Genomic DNA, 10,580 nt, shown 5'->3' on the forward strand with positions numbered 1-10,580 from the left:
GAGCAACGCATCAAGCCATTCTATACGAGCCATTAGGGCGAGTGCAGAAGGCACGCCAGGGGTGCGGGCGTAGGTGTCGAACGTTTCTGCAGCGATTTTCCAATTTCCCGTTTTCTTCTCCAGCTTTGCAAGAGACCATAGAGCTTTGCCCCAGTATTCTGAACCAGATGATGTCTGTGCGAGTGTTCGCTGCCATAAGGTGCGGGCTAGGGCGTCATGCCCCAGGGCGGCTGCTTCTTTGGCAAGGCTATGACGGATGGCGAGTTGCGCGGTCGGGCTGGGGTAACGTTTCTCTGCAGTTTCAAGCATGGTTAGGATGGCGGATGTTTGTTCTCCTGGCTGAAGCACTCGAACGAGGTCTTTGGCTACTTGGACAAACTCGCGGCTGCTTAAGGCAGGATTGGCAAGTATAGATTGGCAAAGGGCTTGTATGCGGCGAGGGTCTTGCGGGTAGGTGCGTTTTGCGTCGGCTAGCTCGAGTTTGGCGAGGTTGAGATCTGTTTCAGGAAACTCTTGTGACTCGATGACGATCGGGGGACGATTTTTATTGCCTCTTTGCGCGGGGCGACGAAGCTGACGCCATGCGATGATGACTTGCTTCCAGCGGTCGTCTCCTCTGCGGCGGAGGGCCTTGACAAGCTCGTGGACTTGGCGAGCGCGGACGCTAGGAGTGGCTTGTTTTAGAATTGCAAAGGCCTTATTGAGGTCTATGGCTCCCTTGTTAGCTTGCTCCGCTTTGATAATTGTGTCCCATATTCCGAGGGCATGGCGTTTGCCTTTACCTGCTCGAAGGCTCTCGCGAGCAAGCTTCACTGATTCTTGGATGTTTCCTTGTTTTAATAAAATTTCTGATAGCCCTGCTTTAGCTTGCACTGCGCCTAGGGGATTGAGGCGTAAGGCTTCTTGATAGAAAAACTGCGCGATATCTGATGCCCCAGCGAGATGAAACTGCTTGGCTAAGCGTATAGCGACAACTGGCGGACGGTGGGGACGGATCGGTGGCTGGACAACTTGACCGTTTTGCGCCTGAGTAAGGAGCGTAGAGAGGGTGTTTTGGTAGGTGTTTTGCTTAGCAATAGACTCTTGAAGTATGGCTTGAGCAGCTTGTTGTGCGGACTGAATTTGCCCTTGCTGAATGAGGGTGATCACTTCGGCGAGGGCTGGGCGAAGCCACGCACGAGGGTCGGTAGCGGCTGTCTGTCTAGCAGCACGATAAGCTTGAATCGCTTCTTGGATGCGCCCACGTCGCAGCTCCCCATCGGCGATAGTGGCTTGTAGAGTCGCACGCGCTCAAGGGAAAGGGAGACGGCGGCAATGTGGTTGAGTCGCTACACTTAGCACGTTTGCAAAATGCGTCCTAATGGGGCTAGCAGAGCTGCATACGATATGGTCTCTGGATTCAGTCGGCTGTTTGTGGTGGGCAGTAGTTGGCTCTGCTTTAGCCGATACGATCGGTTTTTTACGCTTTGGAAAAGGATTGGGAAGAGCTTGTAAAAGGATCTTGCGAGCAGATTGTAACGACAAAGGTCGGGACGCGAACTCTGCGGCGGTCGCGTTGCGGCAAGGGGTCGAAGTTTATTATCAATCAATTTATAGATCTAATTGTTTCCAGAATATAACGTAAAATTGCTGTATGTGTATGGTGCTTAAGTATATAATCACGAGCTTTTTGTGTCATCTCTAAAAGTCTATGTTTATTTTCAAGCGCTCGCTTAATAGTCTGGCTTAGCGATTCTCGGTCTGCAGCATCATAGTAAAACACATGCTCTCTATCTACAAATGGATGAGCCATTCGTATCCAGGGATAGTTAATTACAGGTATAGAACCACAAGCTATAGATTCATAGTGGCGATAGCAGTCCCAACCTAAGCCTGCGGGCGACCATGTCAGATATGATGAGGCACAAGCATGGAAAAATTCATCTTTAGACAAAGGCTGATCTGGAATATAGACTTTGTAACCAGCTTGACCTAGCTTTTTGATTACCGAAAGACCCTCACTACGAATTGGATTATTGACACTTCCACTTCCTGCGAAGAAAATATCATATTTTTTATCTGTTTCTATAGCACTACATTTCCGGAATAATACGTCATCTATACCTAGTGATATAGGTTTAATTTTTTGGAGGTATAATTGATTTTTGTGTTGTCTTAAAATATTTGCAGCACATTCATTTTTGGCTGTAGTGTTGAGAAAGGCATACGCTGGATTTTGTGGATACTCACGCAGGAATTAACAGTGACAATGGTGAAGTAAGACTTCATCGCGATGCGGAATAAAGGGCGCGTCGTGGGTATTGAAAACTACTAATTTAGAACGACTTCTTTTTAGCCATCTTACAACCCAATAATAAGCTAATGATCCTCGGTTGTTTATCAAGGTTTTGGTGAAGCGAGCAACATTTCTAGCTATGCTGCGCCCAGTATGCCAATAGGGGTCTTTGCAATATGGAAAAAATATAAAATCGAATTCTCCACTTAATAAAAGTTTTTTTATATTACTGAAATCATCGCTAGACACAACGGGTCCATTTTTTATCCAACTGTAATCATTCAAGCCTCCCACCTTATGCAGAACTGTGAAATAATTAGATTCAGCCATATACCCATATTCTATAAATTTCTATATTTAAGCAAGTCAGGGGGTATTACTGCCGCTCGGTGAGGGTGACGTCGTCGAGGTAGAAGTAGCCGTTGCCGTTGACTTCGATGAAGAGTTCGAAGTTATTGACGGGGGCGGAGGGATCGCCGGTTTTTTTGGTGAAGTTGATGCGTTTTTTGAATGTGCTCCAGGAGGAGGAGACGGGGAAGTCTTCGGAGAATTTGAATTCTTCTTCGCGGTATTCATCTTCGCCGCCGCGGCCTTTTTCGACGGTGACTTCACGGCCGAGGACAAGCATGCGTGCCCATTCGATGCCGTCGCCGCGGTAGGCGAAGGTGAGTTCGTAGTTGGTGCGGGGTTTGAGGGTGAATTTTTCCAGGTATTTGATGCGCATGAAGTCGGATTTGTCCATGATGAAGCGGCCTGGAAAGGTTTTTTGGTTGCGGAGGTCGAGCCATTCGAGCTTGAGGGCGCGGCGGCCTTTGGATTCGGGGGGAGGGGAGAAGTCGGGGTCGAAGTGGGGTGTGCCTTCTTCGTTGCTGACGCCGCGGATGAAGGCGGGGACGCGGCGTTGGCGGGTGTTCCAGGCGACGCCGAGATGGGTTTCCCAGCGGGATGGGATGAAGAAGGGGGGGGATGGGGTGAGTTTGATGTCTTGGGGTTGTTCGAATTGGAAGTTGCCAGGGGTGCCGATATTTTTGGCGATTTGGAGGCGGCCGTTGGGCATGGAGAGGAGCATTTCGGGGAGGCCGTCGCCGTTGAGGTCACGGAAGGAGGGGCGGGAGTAACTGTAGAAGCGGTTCATGTTTCCTGCGGTGAGGGGGATGGGGTCTTTGAATTTGTAGGGGCCTTGAGGGGATGGGGATTCGTTGAGGTAGATGAGGATGGTGCCGTCGCGTTCGCCCATGACGATGTCGAGTTTGCCGTCGGCATTCCAATCGAGGATGAAGGGGACGAGGTGCATGCGGCCGACGCCTTGGATGAGGGTGATGCGGTCTTCGAGGTTTTCGAAGCGTGGGGAGGTGGAGGTGCCGCGGTTGCGGAGGAAGTAGATGTTGTTGGCGGAGTAGGTGCCTTCGCCGAGGATGAGGTCTTTTTGGCCGTCGGCGTCCCAGTCGATGAGGAATGGGGCGAAGTAGTTGCCCCAGGGGCCGTCTTTGGAGGTGAGGATTTCGATGTCGCGGGGGTTATTGGGCTGGTCGAATTTGGGTGCGGTGCGTGTGCCGCTGTTGGTGAGGTAGTAGATTTTTCCGAGGTAGTCGCCGCAGACGATGTCGGTGCGGCCGTCGTCGTCTATGTCGACGAGGTGGATTTTGTTTACGACTGCGGGGATGCGGTCGAGGCCTGGGGGGGTGTCTTGGAGCCAGACGGGGATGATTTCTGGGGTGTCGAAGCGTGGTTCGGTTTTTGTGCCGATGTTGGCATAGTAGTAGAGGAATCCTTCTGAGGATGCGGCGACGAGGTCGGGGAGGGTGTCGCCGTTGAGGTCGGCGGCGTCGAGGGTGGGGGAGATTTGGGTGTCGCGGTTGATTTTTCCGGAGGCATCTACGGTGAGGGCGTCGGCGCGAGGTTCGACGCGGGCGTTGCCTTGTTGGTCTACGGCGATGTAGGGGTGGTGGGAGCTGTTGAAACGTTCCATGTCGCCGGAGGCGATGAGGTTATTTTGGGCTTTGAGTAGATGGGGGGGTATCGGCGTGAGGAGTAGGATGATGGTGAATATTCGGAGCAATCGATGGCGATGTGGGATGGGGGGGGAGCTGGGCATTTGGGTGGGGATTAGGGATTGAAGGTGTGTGTTTCTTTTACTTTCACTTGCGAGAGGTGTGTATGGGCAGTGGAAACTATGGAGGTAGAGAGTGTAGCGGGGGCGGATGGTGTCGCGGCGGGGTTGTGGCCAAGGAGGAGACGTTCTTGGAAGCGGGTGAGGAGGTGGACGATGATGTTGAGGCCGAGTTGGAAGGCGGCTTCGGCGGATTCGGGGGTCCAGTTGCGGAAGAAGATTTCGCGCATTTGCCAGAGGTTCCATGGGGTGACGAAGCGTTTGTTGGGGCCGTAGTTGACGTCGACGATGCGGCGGCGGGTGACGGGGTCGGTGATGAGGGCGGCGCGCATGAGGTCGGTGTAGTTATTCATGGAGTAGAGGACGGCGATTTCGTCGTCGATTTTGATGGCTTCGAGGGGGTAGCGTGCGAATTGCATGCCAGGGGGGACGCCGTTGGGCATGGGGTAGAAGCTTTTGGTGAAGAGGGGATGGGAGTTGGGGATTTGGACGAATGGTTTGTCGGCATCGGGGACGATGCGTTTCATTTCTCGGCGGAAGGCGACGTCGAATGGTGAGCCTGGGCCGACGAGGCGGGAGTCTCCCCAGATGGCGCCGCCGTTGATGAGGTATTTGCGGAGGTTTTCGATTTCGGCATCGGTGAGTGTGAAATTGCGGCTGCCGGTGAAGTATATGAAGGGTGGCTTTTTCTCAAAGATTTCTTGGGAGGAGAGGTTGAGGGGGGTGGCGATGACTTCGGCGACGATGTTGCCGCGGGAGAGTTGGTTGACCATGTTCATGAGGTTGGGGATGGGGCCAGCGAAGATTTTGCCGTCGCGAATTTCGCGGATGTCGTCGTCCTGTGGATACCAGCCGGCGCCGCCGTCTTCGTATTTGGCGACGTAGCATACGAAGCGTGCGCGGACGGCAGTGCCGACGCCTGTTAAGCCTCCGCCCCCTACTCCCCACGCTTCCATGTTGCTGCGGATGGCGGAGGCGCGTGCGTCGAATGAACGGGAGATGGAGGTAGTAGGCGTGGTGGTGGTGACGTTGGTCGTGACGGGTGTTGGTGTGGGGATGGAGACTGCGATGGTCGGTGCGTCTGGTGTGGGGATGGAGAGTGCGATGACGTCGGTGGGGGCGGTAGAGGGGGTAGGGATAGAGACGGAGACCTCTTCAAGGGGTTGGGATTGTTCAATGGATGTAGTAGCTGGGGGGGGGGGAGGCCCTCCTTCACCGCCGGCAATGTAGGTGGCTGTTTCAAATTCTGCTTTTTGTATGACGGCTTCGAAGATGACTTTTCCGCCGAAGATGATGAAGATGAGTGCGTGGATGAGGAGGGCGTAGAGGAAGTAGCGAGACTTGAGTAGTCTTTGGATGAGTGACTCTTTTTCTTCGTAGGGGTTGGTGGCCATGGTCGATTGAGTCAGTAAGGTGAGGAGCCAAAGGCGAGGTTGCGGACGCCGGCAGCGGCGCAAGCGTTGAGGACGTCCATGACGCGTTCGTGTCGCGTTTGACGGGTGGGGGTGATGATGACGGGTTGTTTATCGTTGAATCGGGCGATGACGTCTTTGAGGCGAGCTTTGAGTTGGGGTAATTCTTTGCTGCGTGGAGAGTCTATGGGGGCTTTGTTAAAAAAAACGGCTCCTGAGGCGTCGATGTCGATATTTACAGGGGTCTGGGGTGTGCCGGGCTGGGAAACCCCTGCTGCTGGGATGCGGATGCCGAGCTCGGCTTCTCTGGCTCTGGAGCCTGCATTTACCATAAAGAAGAGAAGTAGGACGAAGAGGAGATCGAGTAGAGGTGCTATCTGTAAGCCGTATTCGCCTTCGTCTCCGCCTGCACTTCCAGACATAGCTAGAGTCCTCCGTGGGTATTTATGGCGACGGCAGTGCCGCCGGGGTTTTCTTCTTTGGTGATGACGGAAAAGGTGACGTTGGCTATGCCGTTTTGGGCGCAGATGCGCATGATTTCTGCGATGTAGCCGTATTCGACGGAGCGGTCAGCACGAATAAGGACACGTATGAGGGGGTTGGCTTTGATGCGGTTCTGTAGGACGGGGGCGATTTGTCCGGGGTTGGGGTAGGGGATTTCGTCTATTTTTATTGTGCCGGTGCGGGCGGTGGGTTGCCATGCGACGTTGAGGACAATTTGTGAGGCTTTTTCTTTGGCATCAGTGGCGTCTGGGGCTACTGGCAGGCGAATTTCTTTATCGACGCGGAGGACCTCGGTGGTGGTGATGCTCATGAAAAAGACGAGTAGCACAAAGAGAAGGTCTGCCATGGGAGCGACTTGGAATTCTGGCTCGAAGCCATCGCTGAAGACGGCTTCCATTTTTTTTCTGCGTCGTTTGATGACAGCTCTGGACATAGAGAGTGGGGTTTGTGTGGAACAAACCGTATTTGTGCTCAGGCTGTGGGAGCTGCTTGAGAGTAGACTTGATCCGGTTGGGTTGAGGCCTGAGCTCGCTCTCCGATGGTGAGACCGTAGATTTGGTCGTAGGGGATGTCTTCAAATAGCCGGAAGATCATGGAATTCGCTATGAGTATGGCCGTCTGAGACATGGCTTTAAATACATAATAAAAAACGAATCCTGGTATGGCAACTATGAGGCCGGCTGCTGTAGCCAAGAGCACGCGTCCTATTGCGCCTGAGAGTGCAGCCGGATCGGCTATGCCTGAAGCAGAGAGGGTTTTGAAGGCTTCGATCATTCCAATGACGGTCCCTGTGAGACCGATCATAGGTGCAACTACGCCTATGACGGATAGGTAGTTGATGTTAGTTTTGAGAATGACAGCTTGTTGGGTGGAGGTTTCTTCGAGGGTAAATTCCGTTGCTTCTTTTCCGCGGCCAATGCGTTCAAGTCCGGCGGCTACAAGCTTTCCAAGATACGTTTTACTGGCGTGGGCGAGTTGCCAAGCATTTTGGTAGTTGCCGTATGCCATCTCGGCTTTGATTTGGTTGTAGAGCTGCTCTGGAACGAGCGATGGCACTCGGAATTTCATAAAACTTTCGATTATCAAACCTAGAACGACAATGGAGAGGACAACACAGACCCATACGGCGACACCTGCATCTTTCATAATGTCCCAGAAAGTCTCTTGTGGTTTGATTACCTTAGCTCCTTCTGCTGCTGGAGCTGGAGCAGCTTGGGCATGGATCGGCGCTGGGGTGAATGTTGTTGTGATAAGGTAAAAGGAGACAACTAGTGCGGTGATGAAGTTTTTCATAGATATTACAGTTAAGTTACAATTACGAAGTTTGCGAAGTTGGCAATCTAATTTTTACTATTGAAGAGCTAGAAAGTCCGGAGGGCGAGATCCTAAGAAAGTTAGTCTGGGTGGTCAGATCTTGATTTTTGATTGGGCGAGGATTTCACTCTGCCATTGAGTCAAGCTGCGAATACCCTTTTTCGCAAGCTCTAGCATAGTGTGAAACTGGGCTTCAGAAAATGTGGATTCTTCGCCTGAGGCCTGGACTTCGATAAGTTGGTGATGAGAGTCCATAACGACATTCATGTCGACAGAGGCTTGGCTGTCCTCGATGTAATCGAGATCGAGCAGGATTTGCCCATGCACGACTCCGACACTAACGGCTGCGACCAAGGCGCGCAGGGGAGATGTAGAGAGGATTTTATCGTGGATGAGTTTATCAATAGCCAGACTCAAAGCAATTGCACCGCCGGTAATTGCAGCCGTCCGTGTGCCTCCATCGGCATTGAGCACATCACAGTCAACTGTAAGGGTGATAGGCTCCATGTTTTCAAGGTCCAGACAAGCCCGCAGAGCACGACCGATAAGCCGCTGGATTTCAACACTACGGCCATCAAGTTTGCCTTTGGTAATGTCTCGAGGTTTGCGTGTCGCCGTCGAATATGGAAGCATGGAATATTCGGCCGTAAGCCAGCCTCCTTTTAATCCTTGTTCTTTCATCCAGCGCGGAACTTGATTTTCATAGGTCACAGCGCAGATCACCTCGGTGTCTCCGTAGCTGATTAAAACCGACCCCGCCGCAGCACGAATGATCCCGGTTCTACACTGCAAAACTCTAAAAGCGTCTGCGGACCGTCCATTTTTGCGGCAGAAGGGACCACTGATGGGAGAAGGTGCAAGCGGAGCCTGAGTTGACATATAGCGATCTCAACTTTCTAAGGCATCTTTAAAATTTCGACAATCGGACGCAAAATCTGGATAGCTTTGGCGGCATCTTGTTGCCCGTAGGGTGCTTTATCAGCCTTCTCAAATGCTTTGAGAGCTTCTTCAAGGTTACCTGTGCGCCAGTAATGATTGCCAAGGGCATTGTGAAAGAAACCATTATGCGGCTGGTTGCGGATGGCTTGCTGATACAGCTCTAGAGCTTCAGGATATTTCTTGATAAGATCGAACATCATCGCTTTTCTGACCAGAAGTGTATCATCTAGCGGATTCAGACGTATCGCATGGCTGTAAGCCTCAAGCGCAATCTTGCTGAGATCTTCACGATATTGTGGATTCTCACTGAGTGCACACTGCGTCCGCATCAAATCACCGTAGAAGCCTGCAGCATGATGATTACGAGGATCTGCCTGGATGCTCTTTCGCGTAAGTTCGATAGCTCGCTGCACTTGTGAAGGCTCCGGTTTCCCTTGCATCAGCCTCCGCGCGGACTCTAGCGGAAAATACGTCCGCACTGTTATCTGCCACAAATACGCAAAAATTATAAGCAAGCCCAGCAAAACCCACAGCCATACCCGACTCACTACCATAGATGTGCTCTGCTCATCATACCCTTCATCACTTTTTCTAATGCCAAGCCCTATCAACGCACAAACTATCGCCGCGTTCCCTTGAATGTGCATGTTGAAATCAAAAAACGAATGCAACAATATCCCAGCCCAGCCCGCGCTCACCGCAAATCGCATTACCTTCAACCGCCAAGGATCTGTCCACTCCAATCGTTTCCAAAGCTTGCCCGTCGCACTCACTATAAACACAGCTACAATCAAAAATCCCACAAGCCCATAATCCGTCAGCAAATTTAAGTAATCGTTATGCGTATAAATCGCCAGCGTCGAATAATCATCCCCGTGATAACGCGGATGAAGCAATCCAAACGTTGCCGGTCCACTCCCAAAAATCGGATAATCTCGAAACATCAATAACGCATCCCGTGCCAGTTGCACCCGCACATAGCTCAGCCACTGATTATTTGCTATCACATTCTGCACCTCCGCCAATCGCGGCGCCATAGCCTCACTATTCAAAACAAACAATACCCCCCCCATTCCACCCGCCACTAAAAAACCTACTAGCACCCACCACGGCACCACTGTGAGTCGCACCAAAAAAATCAGTCCCACTACCCCGACCACCCCCAGAGCCAGATAACTGCCCCTCGAAAGCGTCAAAAGCAACGCAGTAGGCAGCACCACAAAACCAAGAAATCCCACCACAATCCTAATCGGCCAGCTATACCTCTCCGCAAATAAGCAAAATCCCACTGCTATCGGAATCGCCAAATAAAACAACGCCCCTGCATGATTAGGGCAACCATATGTCCCCACGAGCCTTGGCGCATAATATTGGTGTAATTTCTCCCCATACGGAAGAAAATCCATATTCGCCTTAAGCCAAAAACCAAACAGCGCCACTCCACAGGCCACCCCTAAAACTATCCCCATCACCAAAAGCCCGTGCCACGTCCTTTTAAAGCCGTAACGGCACACTCCATACAACCCAGCATACATCAAAATATTCATCCACTCCTGCCTCGCCTCATACTCCACAGGAGCCGTCCAATACCGCAACCCTGCATAAAAAACAAACGCTAACACAGCACCATCCGCCCAATCAGGCCGATAACTCAAGCTCTCCCTCGCCTGCCACAGACGGATCCATTGGAAAACGAATAACCCGATACCCAGTCCCAACACCGGCAGCCAGATCCACGGCCTCGCCCCGCCCAGCACCAGCGGACCTATCGCCAGGATTACTCCGACCCATATTGCCGTAGCTAAAGACGCCCCCGTATCGTTCCGTCGTCGCTGTCGTTTCCGCTCCCTCTTCCCTCCATGAGATTCGCCTTGCCGACGCTCTTCATAATCCGTCGTCTGAAAATCTGAATTACTCGATGTCTCCATCCTTCGTTCCTAATTATGAGAAAAGCTCGATAATGGCAAAACATCATTTCACTCCCACAAAGTTTTGCCAGTCACCCTCCTCTTTCGCTACACTTAGC

9 protein-coding genes are annotated in these 10,580 nt (G+C 52.0%); all 9 read right to left on the reverse strand.

Annotated elements, in window-relative coordinates; all coding sequences use genetic code 11:
* On the reverse strand, nt 1-1,149 hold a 1,149-nt coding region (locus NZM04_01235), incomplete at its 3' end, for a hypothetical protein (GenBank protein MCS7062667.1).
* Nucleotides 1,150-1,585: 436 nt separating this feature from the next.
* A complete protein-coding gene (locus NZM04_01240; GenBank protein ID MCS7062668.1) occupies nt 1,586-1,933 on the reverse strand; it encodes a glycosyltransferase in 348 nt (115 codons plus the stop codon).
* 718 nt (nt 1,934-2,651) lie between these two features.
* A complete protein-coding gene (locus tag NZM04_01245; GenBank protein MCS7062669.1) occupies nt 2,652-4,244 on the reverse strand; it encodes a VCBS repeat-containing protein in 1,593 nt (530 codons plus the stop codon).
* A 137-nt stretch (nt 4,245-4,381) separates the two neighbouring features.
* The gene (locus NZM04_01250; protein ID MCS7062670.1) at nt 4,382-5,779 is read right to left on the reverse strand and encodes a DUF4159 domain-containing protein; all 1,398 of its coding nucleotides are present in this window, start codon (nt 5,777-5,779) and stop codon (nt 4,382-4,384) included.
* Between the two features lie 11 nt (nt 5,780-5,790).
* Nucleotides 5,791-6,219, reverse strand: coding sequence for a biopolymer transporter ExbD (locus NZM04_01255; GenBank protein ID MCS7062671.1), 429 nt, complete (start codon nt 6,217-6,219; stop codon nt 5,791-5,793).
* A 2-nt stretch (nt 6,220-6,221) separates the two neighbouring features.
* Nucleotides 6,222-6,734 carry a biopolymer transporter ExbD gene (locus NZM04_01260; GenBank protein ID MCS7062672.1) on the reverse strand — a complete coding sequence of 171 codons (513 nt, stop codon included), beginning with the start codon at nt 6,732-6,734 and terminating at the stop codon, nt 6,222-6,224.
* A gap of 38 nt (nt 6,735-6,772) precedes the next feature.
* Nucleotides 6,773-7,594 carry a MotA/TolQ/ExbB proton channel family protein gene (locus tag NZM04_01265; GenBank protein ID MCS7062673.1) on the reverse strand — a complete coding sequence of 274 codons (822 nt, stop codon included), beginning with the start codon at nt 7,592-7,594 and terminating at the stop codon, nt 6,773-6,775.
* Nucleotides 7,595-7,708: 114 nt separating this feature from the next.
* On the reverse strand, nt 7,709-8,494 hold the full coding sequence (rph, locus tag NZM04_01270; GenBank protein ID MCS7062674.1) for a ribonuclease PH: 786 nt from the start codon (nt 8,492-8,494) through the stop codon (nt 7,709-7,711).
* A gap of 17 nt (nt 8,495-8,511) precedes the next feature.
* The gene (locus NZM04_01275) at nt 8,512-10,482 is read right to left on the reverse strand and encodes an O-antigen ligase family protein (protein MCS7062675.1); all 1,971 of its coding nucleotides are present in this window, start codon (nt 10,480-10,482) and stop codon (nt 8,512-8,514) included.
* Nucleotides 10,483-10,580 lie beyond the last annotated feature (98 nt).

The organism is Candidatus Methylacidiphilales bacterium, from assembly GCA_025056655.1.
Lineage (GTDB): Bacteria > Verrucomicrobiota > Verrucomicrobiia > Methylacidiphilales > JANWVL01 > JANWVL01.